Source organism: Marinagarivorans sp. (genome assembly GCF_982758155.1).
This window is the reverse complement of sequence record NZ_CEXWTU010000086.1, coordinates 1-18,677: the sequence shown is the minus strand read 5'-3', so window position 1 is coordinate 18,677 and position 18,677 is coordinate 1. Positions and strand designations below refer to the sequence as shown.

At 44.8% G+C, this 18,677-nt stretch carries 13 protein-coding genes; 10 read left to right on the top strand and 3 right to left on the bottom strand.

The features are described 5' to 3' along the window. The 3 genes from AC3A8L_RS11060 to chrA all read left to right on the top strand — a co-directional run. The coding region (locus tag AC3A8L_RS11060) for a hypothetical protein (protein ID WP_487962315.1) at nt 1-405 on the top strand (405 nt) is incomplete at its 5' end. A gap of 55 nt (nt 406-460) precedes the next feature. Then, on the top strand, nt 461-3,304 hold the full coding sequence (locus AC3A8L_RS11055; RefSeq protein ID WP_487962314.1) for an Hsp70 family protein: 2,844 nt from the start codon (nt 461-463) through the stop codon (nt 3,302-3,304). A gap of 44 nt (nt 3,305-3,348) precedes the next feature. After that, on the top strand, nt 3,349-4,527 hold the full coding sequence (chrA, locus tag AC3A8L_RS11050; protein ID WP_487962313.1) for a chromate efflux transporter: 1,179 nt from the start codon (nt 3,349-3,351) through the stop codon (nt 4,525-4,527). A 13-nt stretch (nt 4,528-4,540) separates the two neighbouring features. Here the strand turns inward: chrA and AC3A8L_RS11045 are convergent, their stop codons facing one another. Next, nucleotides 4,541-5,599 (bottom strand): helix-turn-helix domain-containing protein, encoded by a 1,059-nt coding sequence (locus tag AC3A8L_RS11045; RefSeq protein ID WP_487962312.1) that lies wholly within the window; start codon nt 5,597-5,599, stop codon nt 4,541-4,543. Between the two features lie 727 nt (nt 5,600-6,326). On the opposite strand from AC3A8L_RS11045, the gene AC3A8L_RS11040 reads away from it, so the two are divergent. The 5 genes from AC3A8L_RS11040 to AC3A8L_RS11020 all read left to right on the top strand — a co-directional run bounded on the left by AC3A8L_RS11040 (nt 6,327) and on the right by AC3A8L_RS11020 (nt 12,468). Further along, nucleotides 6,327-7,862, top strand: a complete 1,536-nt coding sequence (locus tag AC3A8L_RS11040; RefSeq protein WP_487962311.1) for a malectin domain-containing carbohydrate-binding protein — start codon at nt 6,327-6,329, stop codon at nt 7,860-7,862. A gap of 304 nt (nt 7,863-8,166) precedes the next feature. Continuing rightward, nucleotides 8,167-9,810 (top strand): non-reducing end alpha-L-arabinofuranosidase family hydrolase, encoded by a 1,644-nt coding sequence (locus AC3A8L_RS11035; RefSeq protein WP_487962310.1) that lies wholly within the window; start codon nt 8,167-8,169, stop codon nt 9,808-9,810. A gap of 275 nt (nt 9,811-10,085) precedes the next feature. Continuing rightward, on the top strand, nt 10,086-11,465 hold the full coding sequence (locus tag AC3A8L_RS11030) for a malectin domain-containing carbohydrate-binding protein (RefSeq protein WP_487962309.1): 1,380 nt from the start codon (nt 10,086-10,088) through the stop codon (nt 11,463-11,465). A gap of 294 nt (nt 11,466-11,759) precedes the next feature. Then, nucleotides 11,760-12,056, top strand: coding sequence for a helix-turn-helix domain-containing protein (locus tag AC3A8L_RS11025; RefSeq protein ID WP_487962308.1), 297 nt, complete (start codon nt 11,760-11,762; stop codon nt 12,054-12,056). 22 nt (nt 12,057-12,078) lie between these two features. Next, nucleotides 12,079-12,468: a glutaredoxin family protein gene (locus AC3A8L_RS11020; RefSeq protein ID WP_487962307.1), complete on the top strand. Its 390-nt coding sequence runs from the start codon at nt 12,079-12,081 to the stop codon at nt 12,466-12,468. A gap of 68 nt (nt 12,469-12,536) precedes the next feature. Here AC3A8L_RS11020 and AC3A8L_RS11015 read toward each other — a convergent pair whose 3' ends face one another. After that, nucleotides 12,537-14,003 (bottom strand): mannitol dehydrogenase family protein, encoded by a 1,467-nt coding sequence (locus tag AC3A8L_RS11015; RefSeq protein ID WP_487962306.1) that lies wholly within the window; start codon nt 14,001-14,003, stop codon nt 12,537-12,539. 21 nt (nt 14,004-14,024) lie between these two features. After that, the gene (gene uxaC / locus AC3A8L_RS11010; protein ID WP_487962305.1) at nt 14,025-15,452 is read right to left on the bottom strand and encodes a glucuronate isomerase; all 1,428 of its coding nucleotides are present in this window, start codon (nt 15,450-15,452) and stop codon (nt 14,025-14,027) included. A 377-nt stretch (nt 15,453-15,829) separates the two neighbouring features. Here uxaC and AC3A8L_RS11005 point away from each other — a divergent pair, with 377 nt between their 5' ends. Together AC3A8L_RS11005 and pelA are read left to right on the top strand one after the other, a co-directional pair. Beyond that, the gene (locus AC3A8L_RS11005) at nt 15,830-16,759 is read left to right on the top strand and encodes a sugar kinase (RefSeq protein WP_487962304.1); all 930 of its coding nucleotides are present in this window, start codon (nt 15,830-15,832) and stop codon (nt 16,757-16,759) included. A gap of 79 nt (nt 16,760-16,838) precedes the next feature. Continuing rightward, nucleotides 16,839-18,506 carry a pectate lyase gene (gene pelA / locus AC3A8L_RS11000; protein ID WP_487962303.1) on the top strand — a complete coding sequence of 556 codons (1,668 nt, stop codon included), beginning with the start codon at nt 16,839-16,841 and terminating at the stop codon, nt 18,504-18,506. Nucleotides 18,507-18,677 lie beyond the last annotated feature (171 nt).

Genomic DNA, 18,677 nt, shown 5'->3' with positions numbered 1-18,677 from the left:
GAAAGTGCCATGCCTGCCATTCCCGGAATGGAGCCGCCATTAGAAGCCTTATGTATTGCGCCTTTTGGTTTGGAGGAGGGCACGCAAGCCCAGGCCGGTGAGCAAAGTTTTGGCTTGGTCGTTGGCGAACCTGTTCACTTTAGATTTTTTGGTTCCAGTAGTCGCCACAATGATGGTGCAGGTACGTTACTAACGCATTGGGCTGAGGGTGAGCTTAATGAGTTACCGCAAATTAAAGTGGAATTACCCGTTGCGGGTGGTAAAGCGGGAGATGTTATTCCTGTTCGCTTATCTTCTTATGTGACTGAAATTGGCACCTTACAATTAGAGGCCGTATTGGTGAAACCTGATGGTTGTATTGATTCCGAAAAACGTTGGCAAGTTGAATTAGATGTGCGTGATTAAATCGAGTATTCAACGTGAATACTGTGTGAAAGGGCAATAGAATTGAGAGGTTAATGTGAGCAAAAACGTGCCACAGTATTTTGTCGGTATAGATTTAGGAACAACCAATACTGTGGTTGCTTACGCTGCGCTAGATGATAACGGTCAGCCCCAAGAGCGAAAAATATTTGAAATAGAGCAACTGGTCGCGCCGGGTGAAATTGCTAAAAAATCGATGCTGCCGTCTTTTCGTTATCACCCGATGGCTGGCGAGATAGCCGCTGTTGATTGCCAATTACCTTGGTCTAAGCAAGATAAAGGAGATGGGCAAAGCACTGCGCAGCTTAAAGGTGATTTTGACGGCGTTATTATTGGTGAGTGGGCGCGTGAGTTAGGCGCTAAAGTTGCTGGGCGTCAGGTGCATAGCGCTAAAAGTTGGCTGTCCCATGGTCAAGTTGAGCGCCATGCCAATATTTTACCTTGGGGCGCGGCGGACGACGTCCAAAAAGTTTCTCCTGTTGTTGCCAGCGCCAGCTATTTATTCCACCTTCGTCAAGCGTGGAATTATGAGCACCCGAATGCACTTTTAGAATACCAAAGCATTGTTATCACTGTACCAGCCTCGTTTGATGCCGATGCGCGCGCATTAACCGTTGAGGCCGCGGCGCTAGCCGGGCTACATCATATTCTATTATTGGAAGAGCCCCAGGCTGTTTGCTACCACTGGTATAGCATTAATAAAAACACTGTTGCGAGCGCCTTAGGCGGACGCCGGTTATTAATGGTGTGTGATGTTGGTGGCGGTACAACCGATTTAAGTCTTATTCAAATTAAACAAGACAAAGAGCAGGAGGTCAGCTTAACGCGTGTAGGCGTGGGGGACCACCTAATGCTCGGCGGTGACAATCTCGATTTGGCGCTGGCACATATTGTGGAGCGCCGGCTTAATCTTCCTAAAGCGCTTAGCGCTGCTCAGTTGTCACAAATTATCGCGCAAACCCGGAGCGCTAAAGAACGTTTACTCGACAGCAAGGCTTTAACGAAGGCTACAATTACTTTAGTGGGGAGCGGTTCTCGGCTTATTGGCGGGGCTAAAAGTTGTGAGCTCAATCAGGAGGAAGTGACGGCGCTTGCGCTTGATGGTTTTTTTCCTTTGATTGGGCTTGATGTGCAGCCAAATAAACGCCGCAGCGCAGTTGTTGAGTTTGGCCTGCCTTACGCTGCTGATCCGGCCATTAGTAAGCACTTAGCGAATTTTGTAACGCAGCATGATGGGGTTTGTCGGCAGGCCTTAGGTTTAAAAGGTGATGCCATAACGGCTGTACCTGACTGTATATTATTAAATGGTGGTCTTTTTAATAGCGCCACGATTAGCCAACGGCTGTTGGAGCAGTTAGGTGTATGGCAGGGCGGGGTTACCCCAATACAGCTAGAAAACAGCACGCCGCATTTGGCGGTTGCTTTTGGGGCCGTAAGTTATTTAATGGCCCGTGCTGGCGCGCATAAAACTATCTCGGGTGGTTCGGCCAGAGCCTTTTTCTTAGTGTTGGATTCGCCTGCGGATACAAAGCAGCAGGCGATATGTTTATTGCCCAAAGGGGCAGAAGATAGCGCAGAATATTTATTGACGGAACAAAATTTTATTTTACGCTTGGGTGAACCCGTTAATTTCACCTTAGCTTCATCCCGTTCGAGTCAGGATTATTCGGTTGGAGATAAGGTAGAGCTGGACGATGATTTTTTTCTTTTACCCTCGCTAGTAACGAAAATTAATAGTACTGAGGTTTCCAATAAAAAAAATATAATTACTGAAACTGACGGCCATTACTTTCCCGTTAACCTTAATGTTCAATTAACTGAAGTCGGAACGTTAAAGGTCGAGTGCCGCGCTCAGGATAATAGCGATAGCTGGGCGTTGGAGTTTGAAGCACGTACAGGCCAGCGTTCAGCATCATTTAAGCAAGCTAAGCTTCCCGCCAACTTTGAAGCCGCGTGCCTTAAGATTGAAGAAGTCTTTGGCAATCGTAAGTCCGATGATAAAAGTAAGGCCGTTAAGAATTTACGTAAAACATTAGAGGCTCTATTGGGGCCTAGGAACCAGTGGGACGCCCATTGTTTGCGTGCATTGTTTGATGTGCTGGTTTTACATAAAGACAAACGCCGACGCTCGGCCATGCACGAAAGGTTATGGTTTAATTTAACCGGTTTTTGCTTGCGCCCCGGTTTTGGCGACGCTGCAGATGTATGGCGCATCGAAAAAATATGGCCGATTTACGAAACGTTTTTAAGCTTCGACAAAGATACGCAAAGCTGGATTGATTTCTGGACGTTTTGGCGCCGTGCGGCAGGCGGTTTAGATGCACAGCAGCAATTGCATATTTTTGAAGGTCTTGTTCCTTATGCCGACCCTCAATATATTAATTCCCGTAAAGTTAATGGTGAAGCTAAGCTAATCTCCTACGACGATGTTATACGCTTATTGGCATCTCTAGAGCGAATTCCTGCTGAAGTTAAAATACGTTTAATTCACCATTTGTTTGAACGATTGGCACTTAAAAACCCTTCGCCGATAAGCTATTGGGCGATAGGGCGTATAGCAACAAGGGTGCCGTTTCACAGCAGTAATCATTATGTGCTTGCCGCGTCAACTGTGGAGCCTTGGCTAAATCATTTATTATCACTGGATTGGAAAGCGGATATTCAAATCGCTTTTTGTGCAGTGATGATGGCGCGCATGAGTGGCGATCGGCATCGTGATATCGACGGTGAATTACGCGATCGCATTAACCAGCGTTTAATGCAAATTAAAGCTCCACCTGCATGGCATGGGATGTTGATGACCCTGGATGTCATCTCTGAGAGTGATAGTGAGAAACTACTGGGGGAATCTTTGCCTGCAGGGCTAAGATTTATTGAGTAATTATAAGCCCGTACGGCTTTCTTTTAATTAGATTTATCATTGATATGACTCATCGTGTACTAGACGTATTTATGGCTTTTTTAAAGCTAGGGCTCACCGCATTCGGCGGCCCTGTTGCGCATATTGGCTATTTCCACAAAGACTTCGTCGAGCGTCGCCAGTGGCTAAGTGAGCAACAATTTGCGCAGCTGCTGGGACTTTGCCAGTTATTGCCTGGGCCGGCCAGTAGTCAACTTGGTTTTTGTTTGGGGCTTATGCGTGCTGGTTGGCTCGGCGCTGTGGCTGCCTTCGTGGCGTTTACGCTACCTTCGGTATTATTACTGATCGGATTTGCAGCTATCCTACCGCAGCTATCGAATACCACTGGACAAGCCGCGTTACACGGTTTAAAAATTGTGGCTTTTGCAATAGTTGCCGATGCGGTTATTGGCATGTACTCAAAATTATGCCCCGACCGTCGTCGAGCCGGCATGGCTATTCTTTCGGCGGTTGTCGTCCTTTTCTTGGGTAACGTTTGGGGGCAGCTAATTGTTATTGTTGCGGGCGGCATAGCGGGGTTTTGGCTGTGTAATAGTCAAAATGACGCAGGGCAAAGCCTGCAGGTGCGCTATGGCAAGAAAACAGGTGCAACACTATTGGCAGTATTTTTAGGGCTATTTTTTATGCTCCCTGTTATAGCGGGTATGAATGGCGGCATTTTATTATTGGCCGATACTTTTTTTCGGGCTGGTGCACTGGTTTTTGGCGGTGGGCATGTGGTACTTCCATTACTCGAAAGTGCCGTTGTCTCACCGGAGGCATTAACGAGAGAGGCCTTTTTAGCCGGCTATGGTGCATCCCAGGCGATTCCTGGCCCGCTATTTTCTATTGCTGCATACATCGGTGCTTTAATGGTTCCCGCTGAATACATTGGGTTTGGGGCAGCCGTCGCTATAATTTTTATTTTCTTACCGGGCTTTTTACTGGTTGCGGGTATATTGCCTTTTTGGGGTCATCTCGGGCGACTAACCTCCGTCAATAATATTTTTGCTGGTATTAATGCTGCAGTTGTTGGTTTGCTGGGAGCCGCACTTTACAACCCTGTTTTTACTTCGGCCATTACAGGGTCTGTAGATATGGCTATTGGGCTTGTTGCAATAGCGGCTTTGCGTGTGTGGCATTTGCCCCCTTTGCTTGTCGTATTTGGGTGCGTAAGTGCTGCAGTTTTAAGGGTTGTCATTTAATGCACGCCCCCAATTATTCTTTGTAAATTTGTTTGAACACTTTTGGTGTGCAATTGTATTCATTCTTGAATAACTTACCAAAGTAAGACACATTGTTATAGCCAACGGAATAGGCGACTTCTGCAATAGTGACCTCTCTATTTTCAGTTAATAGTCGCGCGGCTTCGGTCATGCGTAATTTATTTAAATACGCGTTAAATGTCATACTAAGTTCAGCTTTTAATATTTCATTAATTTTTGTTCGATTAACTCCCAGTGTGGTGCACGCAAGTTCTAATGTTATATCTGCGTTTGAATACTCGGTGGCCATGAATCGCAATACTTCACTGGTTTCTTTGTTTTTTTGAGGCGTTATAGTGAGCTCTTTATAGGCAATGATCGGGCGGTCATTTTTGACCTTTTCTTTCACTTGCAAGACTAAAAGGCGTATGTAGCAGCGAATAATCCAAGCGAAAAAAATGCCCCAGCCAAGAAAAACAATTCCCCATGCCAAATATAGATAAGTTAGTTCCCGGCCCCTCAAAGCAACATCAGTTATCTGTACACGCAATGGCATGTTCCGAGGGCTTTGGAGTGAGTTGACAATGCTAAAACGATAAGCTTTTTCGAGGTCGTAGTGCGAGTCCGACAGTTCAAGTTCGTATTTATTAAGCCACCAATCCGGAGCAACCAATGCCTTGAGCCGGATTTTAATGGGCTGCCATGTTCCATCACAAGATATGAACGTAGAGTTGACGCGTTGTGTGGCGGTATCGTTTAGCTGAGTCAGGTCAGGGGAGTGGGTGAACAAATTGAATAACAATACATTCAGTGGTGCGCAAGTGATATTAAACTCAATAGTATCGTAAGGTGTTAAGTCCATTGTTCGTGCGGCTTTGGTGTCGCCAAAATCAAAGGTGTAGGCGGCGTAGGGGAACTCGTGCTCTGCAGGTAAGTAAAATTGATAATCAATGATGTCAGCGTCTTGAGTTACGTCAAGGTAAGTCCCTTTGTGGTTATGAGCTTCCACCAAGGGCTGCCATTCAACGCTCGCACTGTCTCTTGGTGTGAATGTGGCGCTTGTGTACGACAAGAAGTGACCAAGAAAAATGCATACCACTGAGATAAGCAGCATCCCGATGGCTGTGTAGAGGGTATTTTTATAAAACAGATACATAGTTTATAGCATTATTAGTATAGTTTTTTAAGTATCCCTAGATGCCGCTCCCAATGCAAATGTTGTCACGATTTTTGTGACGCCGCCGTAGTACCTCTATTTCTGCCGTTGAGACAAGCATGTCGATTAGTCAATTTGACCATACCACTATTGATCATTTTTGTTCAAAAATCCTACCTGTGTCTATTTTCGTATAGCTTATTGTCTGTTTATTAATCTAAAAATGGGTTGATCGTCGTCCTCGCGGTTAACAAGCGCCACCTTTGATCAAATCTAGCGGTTTCTATTAAAACGTAAATTTAAAGCACTTATTCACAATGAAGGCGTGATCTTAATCACACCTATAGCTTTGCCTCAGACCCCAAGAATAATAAAAAACATCAAAAAAATAGCAATATCTGTTTCTAGTGAAAAAAGGTTCGTTTCTATGGGAAACCTTATCGCTTAGGTTGCTACCTTGCCTACTAGCTTAGTATTAGCCGGCTGAGTTATCACTGACCTAACCGTTTGTCAGGGTAGGAGGCAGCTGTAAGGGGTGTTGGGCATTCGATTTGTAATTAGCGTGGAGGTGAATGTGCTCCTCTTTTTTAATTGTCTGAAGCCGACAAAATAATAATAATTTCATCATGTGGTGGCACAGTTTATGAGCATATTATTCAGAGCATTAACCGTTTCTTTTTCAGTGCTTGCGGCAAGTGGGCTTTTAAGTGCCTGCACAGGCGATGTTTCCCAGGCAAGTAGTAGTGTTGATGTCACTGCCTCCGTTTCGAGCGCTAATGTTTCATCTGAGCATAGCGCTTCAGTGGTTATGTCGAGCACGAATACGACGTCATCAATTGCGACAAATTCTTCATCTTCTATGGTTACTCTTCCTGTAGCGTCAACCCTTGTGTATGCCATTAATGCCGGCGGACCTAGCGCCCAGCTAAACGGCATTACTTATGAGGCAGATGGTTTTCGTTCTGGTGGAATGAGAACGCAAACGAATCAGGAAATTGTTGGCGTGAATGAAGACGCAGTCTTTCAAAATGAACTTTACGGCGATGCGAAATATGAGATACCCGTCACCAACGCCAGCTACAGTGTTAAATTACATTTTACCGAAATTTATTACACCGAGACTGGTGCGCGCACTGTTAATGTCAATATAGAGGGGCAGCCGGTAATAGAGAATCTCGATATATTTGATACTGTCGGTATGTTTACGGCTTACGACGTTATCATTCCGGAAATAATGGTTGCCGATGGCCTACTAACGATTGATTTGTCTTCAACTATAGCCCAAGGAACCTTGAGCGGATTTGCAATTTACAGCGATGATGGCGGGCAATTCATAAGCCCGCCAATACCAGAAGTGGGGGCAGCGGTTCCTAGCCCAGGTTGTCGATCACAACGAACATTAAACAACGGCAGGCGTACAATCCAAAGCAGCGGCGCAACCCGTGAGTATATTTTGGATATCCCCAACAACTACGATAGCTCGCACCCCTATCGTCTAATTTTTGGCATCCATGCCTTTTATGGTCATATGGACCGAATTGCCGATGGCAGTGAAATTAATGGCGGCGTACCGAACTACGCCCATCATGGGATAAAACAATATTCAGGTGATACGACTATTTTTGTTTCTCCCAACGGAACAGGTAGCCCTAATGGTTGGCCCAACCAAAATGGTCAGCAGACAATATTTTTTGATGACATGCTTAAAGAGCTTAAAGAAGATTTATGCATCGACGAGAGCCGTGTATTTGCGCATGGTTTTAGTTACGGCTCTGGTATGTCGTATAACTTGGCGTGTTCGCGGCCGGATATTTTCAGGGCTGTGGGAATCTACGGTACAGGGGATGCCGTTATTAGCTGTGGTAATCCGGCTAAACCAGTCGCTTATCTAGGTGCGCATGGAATAACTGATGGTACTTTCAATATTTCGAGTAATGGTCATAAATACCGCGATCGAATGGTGAGTATTAATGGTTGTACCCCAATGAACCCTCCTGAACCAAATCAGGGTAGCTTAACCCATACCTGCACCTCCTACGAATGTCCAAATACAGAGCATCCCGTGCGCTGGTGTGCTTTTGATGGCGGCCACATTCCGGCGCCAACCGACGGCTCAACAAATAATCACTGGAATACATGGTTAGCTAAAGAGGGTTGGGAGTTTTTCAGTCAGTTTTAAAGTGCACTACAGTATGGCCTTCTTTTTCTTCTGATGGCCATACACTTCTTGGAGGGCAGGCGCTGAAACTATCAATATTTTTTATCATTAGCTTGTATTTCAAATAGTAGAGATGACTGCACCAAAAATTAATTAAAAAATAATGTGAAAGTCCTAGTGTAAAGGTCGCATTTACGACTTAATTTAAATGACAACATAAAGTGTGATCATTTAATATTGCATAAGGTTTTAATGAAATATAAAAAATAAATAATAATTAAATACTTCGTCAACATGGTTTTTCCCTTACCAGAGGATAATAATAATGATCAACACATCGCAAATTGCGGCACCTCTAACGCAAGCGCTTAAGCTGATATCACTGCCTTTTTGTATCGCTGTTATATCCGCTTGTGATGGTGCTACCAATACGCCTACAAGCAGTGAAGTTTCACAAGTGTCAAGCTCGATAGCGGTTGCTGTTAGCTCCGCTCCAACGCCTATAAGTTCAGCCTCTGTAATAATGAGCTCGTCTAGCAGTGCTGCGGCGTCTAGTGCGCCCTCTACCCCCTCTAATGCCGCATTTGTTTTCGCTGTTAACGCCGGTGGTGGAGCAACCGTTGCCAATGGTATTTCTTATAGTCAAGACCGGTTTTATACCGGTGGTGCGGGAAACATAACATCGAAAGCGATAAGCGGTACAACTGCTGATTCGGTATTTCAGAGCGAGCGCTACGGTACAACGACTTATGATGTTCCAGTGACCAATGCGAACTACAGTCTTAAACTACAATTTGCCGAGCTATATCACACTATGGCTGGGGCTCGATATTTCAGTGTGGAAGTTGAAGGCCAAACCGTATTTACCGATAAAGATTTGTTTAACGATGTTGGAGGTGATGCCGCGTTAGAAATGGTGATGCCGAACGTGAGTGTCGACGATAACGCGTTAACAATAAAGCTTACGGCTAGTTTGCATAATGCTGTTATCAACGGTTTCGAAATTTATTCGAATGATAATGGTGCCTTGGTTGAACCGCCCGAACCAGTCGGCTGCGATCTGCCCAATAGTCTGAGCTGGACTTCGACCGGTCCAATTATTACACCCAGGAATGATGATGTTGCTGTTAAAGATCCGTCTATCGTTTATTACGATGGGAAATATCATGTTTTTGCGACCGTTTATAATAATGCTTACGGGTCAATGTATACCGCTTTTACAGACTTCGATAATGTTGCTGCGGGAAGCTATCAATCCTTTTCGCCTGGTGGTAGCTCAACTGTTGCGCCTCAGGTATTTTACTTTTCACCTCAGAACAAGTGGTACATTTTTACGCAATGGCCTGCTAAATATACAACAAACGACGACATCAATAATGTCAATGGCTGGGCAAGAGCGACAACATTATGGCCAGGCAATGATAATTACGGCGGCGCTTTAGATTACTGGGTGATATGTGACGACTCCGATTGTTACCTCTATTTCTTTAAAGATGATGGAAAAATGTTGTATGTAAAAACCACTATCGGCAATTTCCCTAACTTTGATGTTAATCAAGTAAAGGTTGCTAATATTGAAAATACAGGGCCTCAAAACATTATTTTTGAAGCCGGTAATGTGTATAAAATTAAAGGGTCGGATCAGTATTTATTACAAGTTGAAGGCTGGGGCTCAGCAGAAAGCCGCCGACTGTATCGCTCTTGGACATCAACTAGCTTAGATGGCCCTTGGGTAGCACATAAAACGTCTGAAAATGACCCGTTTGCAGGATTGAGTAATGTTGACGGCGATAATTGGTCTATTCAGGTTAGTCATGGCGAAATGATACGCGACGGTTACGATGAAAAAATGGTGTTAGATACCTGCAATATGGAAATGCTGTACCAAGGCATTACACAAAGCGGGACTCAAAATGCTTCTAACTACAATACGCGCCCCTACAACCTTGGTTTGCTAAGGGCAAAATAATAAATCCTTATTAGGGTACTTTTAAAAAAGATTTTTTGAACGCAAGGAAGCGTCGCCCGAACAATTATCTATCTGCAAAAGCTAGTTAGGGTGATCCTCGGGGCGCAATGCCCCTGAGGGTTATCGTCGCCCTAATTCTTATTCATAGCTATAAGCACAAACGCATTTCTGCTTTGATGTCTGTTGTTATTCTCAAAGTATTTAAATTTTAAAATAGTCTCTTCGTTAGCCTCTCATTAACGTCTAAATAATTTCATCAATGAATGGTTCTCATAATGATAATTAAAAACATTTCTTTGGCATTCTTTTCGTTATCGCTCGCGGCCTGTGTTAGCAGCACAGACAGTGCCCTTAGTTCAAATGGGTTGGCTGCGATAAATTCAAGTGCATCTTCAAATCCCATGAGTTATGCCGGCGATACATCGAGTGCTGCCGCATTACCCACGACGAATTCATCCTCGCCCGAAGTAACGAGTTCTACACTGCAATCCAGCTCTTCACAAAGCGGCTCCGATACCCCACTGGAAATTGACGGTGATGTGGTTATTGCCATTAATGCCGGCTCTAATCGGGTAGCGCGCCTTAACGGCGTTGATTTTATCGCTGATAGCTTTATGAGCGCTGGCCAAATATATGAAACAGCAGATACGATTTCCGGTGTTTCTGATGACTTACTTTATCAATCTGAACGATACGGTACGTCGCGCTATGACATTCCCGTTACCAATGGTAGTTATACGGTAGTTCTTCATTTTGCGGAGCTATACCACACTGCCACAGGCATGAGATCGTTCGATGTATTTATTGAAAACGAAAGAGTAATTCCAGCGCTTGACCTGTTTCAAACAAAGGGTCACGACATAGCCATATCACAACATTTTCAAAATGTAACTGTCGCGGATGAGGTTCTGTCCATCAACTTCGAATCGATAATCGATAATGCCACTATCAGCGGCATTGCGGTTTACTCAAATAATGGCGGTAAAATTATCGAGCCACCTGCGCCTACTATTTGCCCTACATTGGGCGCCTGTAAAATATTACCTTTGGGGGACTCCATTACTGATGGGGTTGGAATGGCTGGTGGTGGTGCTTATCGTATCCAGCTATTTACGCGTGCCGTAGAGGCTGGTCAAAGTATTACGTTTGTGGGTTCTTTGCGTAATGGTCCAAGCAATATTGCCGGCAAACAATTCCCTCAAAATCACGATGGCCATAGCGGTAATTCGATAAATGAAATAGCGGCCAAAATACCCAATCCCATCCTCAGTGAAAAACCAGACATAATTTTGTTAATGATAGGGACAAATGATGTCTGGAAAGAGCCCGAAAACATCCGAGATCCAGCCAGTATGGCTCAGCGGCTTGGCTTACTGTTAGATAAGCTTATTGATCACCAGCCTAATGCGCTATTGGCGGTAGCCTTAATTGTACCGCGCAATGACTATGCGTCGAACTGGGCGCAAGAGTATGTGAAGGTAATACCGGCTGTAGTAAAGGCGCGCGCGGACATGGGCTTTGATGTGATATTGGTGGATCAGAACAGTAACTTCCCTAACAATGGCTTTAGCGATGACAATTTACACCCTAATCGTGTAGGTTACACAGCAATGGGGGATGTTTGGTATGAGGCCATAAAAGGCTACCTCCATTAGATTGTGTGCTAATCGCTGATTTTTACGATGACGGCACATCGTTTTTTTTCTGACGGGAAATTGCTTAATTGAGCTCTAATAGCGTATTTCGCATTAGAGCTCAATACCTCATAGGTGCACCGCGCCCACCATTCGCCGCTCATCCTCTTACATCTCAGCAATTGTTCGGCAGCGTTTTCTTGTGCTCACAACATAAAGTTGCTATTTTGCCTTTCCCGCTTTGTCGCCAGGGGTGCTGTATTCGGTTATGCTGTCAGTTTTAAAACAACATCAAACGCCAGATTAAAGCCAACCATGAGCGAATACAGCAAAACCAAAACCAGTTACTACCGCCGTCTTTTTATTGCGCATCTGATAAATACTAATATCAATACGGTACCTGCGATTATTGAGTACACGGGAATGCCTCGGCGAACAGTGCAAGATACTATTCTGGCGCTGAGTGAGTTAGATGTTGAGTGTGAATTTGTAGGCGGTAATAAAAATGGCGGTTACCGAATTAATGACTGGGGTGCGATTAATCCTAACTGGATTAGCGCTAACCTATCAAAATTACAACATGTTTTAGGGTTGCCGCAAGGGCTTACCTAGCGTTAATTGGAGTGCCATAAAGATGAAGCACAGCACGTTAAAATCGCTATTGCCGATTACACTTTTTATTCTAGTCACTATTGCGGTTGTCGTTGCTTTGCGGCAAGGTTTTGAACAATCGCGTAAGCCTCTTGTCGATGCTAGTCATCCAAAAGTTATAGCCGGCACCTTACCCGTTGTAACGCTATACAGTACCGATTGGTGCACCTACTGCGAAGCAGCACGTACTTACCTCTCTCGTAAGAAGGTTCCGTTTGTGGAGCATGATATTGAAAAAGATTTAATCGCGAATCAGAAATATCAACAACTCGGCGGAAACGGGATTCCCTTTATCACTATTGATCAAAAACGTATGCAAGGCTTTGATCGAAGTGGATTCAAAACCGCATATTTGAATGCCGTAAGCCAATAATACAAAGTCCTTAATGCTATAAGCGCACAGCGAAAACTTTCTTTGTGCGCTATTTATTTGATGGTCATCTACCTTAATAGCGTCCTAACCGTTGCCAGTGTGCCATTGATATTAATTTCGCGCAGGTATTCGATTGTAAATAACTGAAGGTTTTTTGCGCCGATGAGCTTCTCGGTGAAAATTGATCTCAAGCCAAATATTTGAGATACATAATCCGAAAGTGTATGGATGTTTTGGCTTGAAATGGTATGAAATTCACCCGCTAATGGATCTGAAACATTAATAGCCCTGCCTTGCTCATCAACACCACTGATGTACTTCATCCAAGCGGCTAAGGCAAAAGCAAAAAAACGAATGTCGCCATTGTTCTCGACAATATCTTCTAGGGTGCTTAACCAGCGCTGTGGAATTTTCTGTGAACCATCCATAGCGATTTGCACGGTGCGATGCTTTAATCCTGGGTTAGCAAATCGTTCATGCAGTTGTTTTTGATACAGCTCAATATCAAAGTCTTCTGGTGGCGTAATGGTGCTGGCGGCACTATGCATAAATGCAGTACATACCTTTTTTAATACGGGGTCCCGCATAACATCGGCAATAGATACTTTCTCTGACAAATAGCCGGTGTAGGCCAGTAGGCTATGTGTGCCATTGAGTAATCGTAATTTTATCAGTTCATAGACTTCAGCATCTGCAACAAGTTGAGCACCTACGCGTTCCCATTGTGGCCTGCCACAGGCAAAATCATCCTCAATAATCCACTGACTAAATGGCTCTGCGACAACCATGGCTTCATCGCGATAACCCAGATTTTTCTCGAGTAATGCAATGTCACATTCTTCTGTGGCGGGAACAATACGATCGATAACGGTAGAGGGAAAGGTAACGTTCTTTTCAATCCATAGTGCTAAATTTTCAGAGATGTTTTTTGCAAACTGTATTACGCACTGCTTTGTGACTTTGCCATTGCTGGGCAAGTTGTCACAACTCATCACGGTAAGGCCGGGTAAGTTTTTTTCTTGTCGTAGGCGCAGGCCGGCAACAATATAGCCAATCGCCGATTGAGGTGTATTTATGTTCGCAAGGTCGTGAATAATATCGGGGTGCTGAATATTTAACTGGCCAGTAGCAGGATTATGGCAGTAGCCTTTCTCCGTTACGGTAAGCGAGATAATTTTGATGTTGGGTTCGGCGATTGCAGCCACTATGGCTTGCGGCGATTCCGGCCCTACCAATACCTGACTAACAGCGCCAATGATTTCAGCTTTATCATTAGCGCTGCGCTCCAAGACTGTGTACAAAAAATCTTGTTCTGCCATTTGTTGATGGACGGTGTTAGACCGAAGGCTGCAAGCAATAATGCCCCAGTCACCACCCATCTCGTTCATCACCCAGTTTGTATACCAAGCTTGGTGGGCACGATGGAATGCACCTATGCCTAAGTGAACGATACCGGCTTTCATTTTTTGCCGGTCATACGTTGGCGTTTTAATATTGGTTAAGCTTTTAGCTAAAATACTATTGAGTCGAGGCATAAAAATATTATCGTTATTGTTTTACAGTTTGTAGGCGCGTTTAACTAGGTTGTAACTTAAGTCTTGCGCTAACGCATGGGCATCGTTTTCGGTAATGCGATGTTCTGCAACAAGTTGTGCAAGCCATGCGCAGTCCATTCTGCGTGCAACGTCATGCCTTGCTGGTATGGATAAAAATGCACGAGTATCGTCATTAAACCCGACGGTATTATAAAAGCCCGCCGTTTCAGTGACTTGCTCGCGGAAGCGACGCATGCCCTCGGGGCTATCGTGAAACCACCAAGATGGCCCAAGTTTTAGGCAAGGGTAGTGGCCTGCAAGCGGTGCCAATTCTCGGCTATAACTGGTCTCATCCAATGTAAATAAGATAATACTTAAATCGGTGCGGTGGCCAAATTTATTAAGCAGTGGCTTTAATGCATCAACATAATTTGTTTGGCTTGGAATGTCGGCGCCTTTATCTCTACCGAAACGCTGAAACACCATGGCGTTGTGGTTGCGATGTGAACCCGGATGAATTTGCATAACCAGGCCGTCGTATAAACTCATGCCAGCCATTTCTGTGAGCATTTGTGCTCTAAAGGTTTCTGCCTCTTGTGCTGTAAAGTCGCCAGATAAAACTTTATTGAATAGAGCCTCAGCTTCGCCGCGACTTAGGTCGGCTGTTTGTGCAGTGGGGTTACCATGGTCTGTAGACGTGGCGCCTAAGCTTTTAAAAAAGGCACGCCGCTGAATTAAAGCTTGTAAGTACCCACCGTAATTTTCGGTGTCGCATTCCGTTATTTCCCCTAGGGTTTTTACGTTGTCACGAAAACCTTCAAAGTCTGGGTCGGTAACTGGATCCGGGCGAAAGGCCGTAATAACATTGCCTTTCCAGCCGCTTTCACGAATTTTGGTGTGATGCTCTAGCGTATCGAGTGGTGATTCGGTGGTCGCTAAACATTCGATATTGAAGCGATCAAAAAGCGCGCGTGGGCGAAAGGCTTCAGTTTGTAAGGCTTCATTGATGTGATCATAGTAAGCGTCCGCTGTATGCTCATTCAGCCGATATTGCAGGCCAAACACTTCACTAAAAACATGCTCTAGCCAGAGTTGCGACGGCGTTCCTCTAAAGAGGTAAAAATTTTTGGCAAATAGTCGCCATATAGTGCGTGAGTCGGTCTCGGTTACTGACCCATCTTGTGTTTTTATCCCCAGAGACTCCATGGAGATACCTTGGCTATAAAGCATGCGGAAAACATAATGATCAGGTTTTATCAGTAATTCTGCTGGGTTACCAAAAGAGGCGTTGTTTGCGAACCAGCGTGGGTCCGTGTGCCCATGTGGGCTAACAATGGGGAGATATTTAATGTCTGCATATAAGCGCTGTGAAATGGCTCGCTGCGTGCTGTCTGCCGAGAAAAGGCGATTGGGATTGAGTATTAGCGCTTCTTGTTGATTTGATTTCATTCTGGCATCTACTTTGGTGATATCGTCGAGTAATTCATGGCTGTAAGAGCTGTAAGAATAGTGTAGCGGCTACGCCGGCAAAAAAACGGGGCCCATAGCGGCACCCCAAAACCATGAAGGGACTTACCTTTCGGCCGTACAAGAATACACGTTTTGTGCGACACGAGGGGAAAGCGGTAAGGCCAAACGATGGTTCCAGATATCGCTCTCGGTGTCAAACCAAAATAGGGTATTTTCTACAATAATACGATAATAATGAGATTTAACGTGCATTGCTGCTAGTTTTACGCTGTTTTTATAGAAATGTTGTAGCATTTAAATTATCGATCCTGTAAAACTGGTAATACCAATTTGGCGGTAATAACAAACGAGGTCGTATGACGGATTTAGTGGCAATAGGAGAGGTGATGCTGGAGCTCTCAAGTACAGATAAGCTCGGCACCATGGCTACTGCCAATGTGGGCATCGCAGGGGATACCTTCAATACGGCCGTTTATGCCGCACGACACGGGGCTAACGTGAGCTATTTTACTCAACTAGGCGATGACCCTTACAGCGAAAAAATGTTAGCGCTGCTCGAAAGTGAAGGGATTGGCACCATTGGCATTCGGCGATTAGAAGGACGGGAGCCAGGGCTCTACATGATATCTAATCGCGCCGATGGCGAACGCACCTTTCATTACTGGCGCAACAACTCGCCTGCGCGTGAAATGCTCAATAACGAAGATTCCATCACACAATTTCGTCAATCTATTGAAAGCAGCAAAATTGTTTATCTTAGCGGCATAACTTTAGGTATTCTTGGGGAAGCTGCGCTGCAGAGTTTGCATGAGGTGTTGACCCATTATCGTTCGCAAGGCGGACAGGTCGCTTTTGATAGCAATTTTAGGCCGCGTTTATGGCGATCACTTTCATATGCGAAAGAGGTCATGCAGTATTTTATGGCGATTACCGATATTGCATTGTTAACCGATGAAGACGAAGAAAGTTTATGGGGCTGTAAAAATAACGTCGAAATATCCCAGCAGCATTCCAGTACAGCAGTCACTACTCTAGTGATTAAATGTGGGAAAAAAGATGTCAGTTGTTATACCCGAGGCAGCAATGGTGATTCTTTTTCGTTGCCCGAATGTATTCCAGTCCCATTAATTGAAAATGTTATTGATACCACGGCGGCAGGCGACAGCTTTAATGGCGCTTTTTTAGCAGCGGCCTTAAACGGTTCGAGTATTGCGGAGGCCATCAAAAGTGGAATTGAGTGCGCAGGGAGAGTTATTCAATATCGCGGGGGCATCATACCCAAGTAGTTTTAATGAAGAATAATAAAACGGTTATCCAATCTCCCTTTTAGGCCATAAACAAAATACATTGAGCGAGCCAATACACATGAGAAAAATAATAAATTTATGGCCTTTGCCCATCGCTTTAATGTTGAGCGCATGTACCGGGCAGCCTGAAGTTACTTCAATAGCATCATCCAGCCAAGGTTTACCTATTCCGGTCGAGAGCTCCTCTAGCGTAATGACCGCATCTAGCTTACCCAGTAGCGCAAATGTAAGTTCTGCCGCTGCAAGTTCTAGCCCTGTTGCTACTGCACCCATCTTTACACTGCAAGAAAGCGAAGTGGGTTTTTGTCGCGTTGATGGCGCTGCGGTAGAAACGGACAACAGCGGCTTCACCGGTACCGGATTTACCAATGCCGACAACCGAGTCGGTGCGAGCATTGTGTGGCAGCTGGACGCACAAGAAAGTGCCACATATAGCATTGAGATTCGCTTCGCAAACGGCGGAACAGCAGCACGGCCTGGTCAGTTTGATGTTAATGACGGTAGCAACGGCAGTTTCACCGTGGGATTTTCGACGACAGATGACTGGAGTACCTGGCAAACTGAAATGCTAACTATTGATTTAGTCCAGGGCGCTAATAAGCTGGTATTAGCGGCTAATGGTGCAGAGGGATTGCCAAATATTGATTATATAAAAATTACGGGTGCCGGGATTTCTGGTGGTATGTGTGAGGATGCTCCAGCGGCATCGAGTTCACCATCAAATACGTCATCGTCTGCATCATCATCGGTAGGTACGCCCAACACGAGTGATTACCCGATACTATCGCAATCGGGCAATCCAGTGCATTCACGTTATAACAAATATAAATCACAGTGGAGCAAAGATAAGGCCGACATTATTTTATCCCACCAATATAACAATGGCGGCTGGCCTAAAAATCAAGATTACGATTCAGCCGGAAGTGGCGGTGATGGTTTAGGGACTTTTGATAATGGCGCAACAACGTTGGAGATGACATTTTTAGCTGATGTTTATAACACCACTCAAGAGACAAAATACTTAACGGCGGTGCGTAAAGCATTGGATTACACGCTTGATGCACAATACTCGAAGGGTGGCTGGCCTCAGTATTATCCATTGCGTGGCGGGTATTCGGATCACGTTACTTTTAATGACGATGCCATGTCCCGAATTCTTACAGTACTGCATCATATTGTTCAAAAAACAGCACCCTACAATACCGGTGTTGTCACTGATGCGCAGCGGGAAAGAGCAAAGAGTGCGATTGATGGAGGCGTTGATTATATTCTTAAGTCGCAGTGGAAACAAAACGGCGTAGCCACTGTTTGGTGTGCACAGCACGGCAAAGATGATTATTTACCGAAAAAAGCACGGGCCTATGAATTGGAGTCATTAAGCGGTAGTGAATCTGTTGAGGTTGTAGCCTTTTTAATGACGCAGCCACAAACCCCAGAAATTGAACGTGGCGTTAAAGCCGCAATCGCGTGGTTCCGTAGCCCCAATACTTATCTCGCAGATTATACCTACAGTAAAGCCGTTGAAGAAAAATTCGTCCCTAAAAGCGGTAGTAAGGTGTGGTTCAGATTTTATGATCTGGACACGAATAAAGGATTTTTTAGCGATCGCGATAGTCGTAAGGTCTACGATATTATGGATATTTCGTCGGAGCGCCGAAACGGCTATAGCTGGGGCGGAAGCTATGGCGATAAAATTATTAACTATGCCAATAGCGTAGGCTATTAAAGCCTCGATAGGGAGGGTGAGGGTGGCGCATAATATAATGACCGGCGATCATTTTTTATATTAGGGCCGAGGCAATAATAGTTTGTCCAATTAGACGAAGGCGTCTGTTTTCTCAGCAAGGCGCTCGAAGGGGCGCATGCCGGGGCCTATACGGATATAGGTCATTAGGGT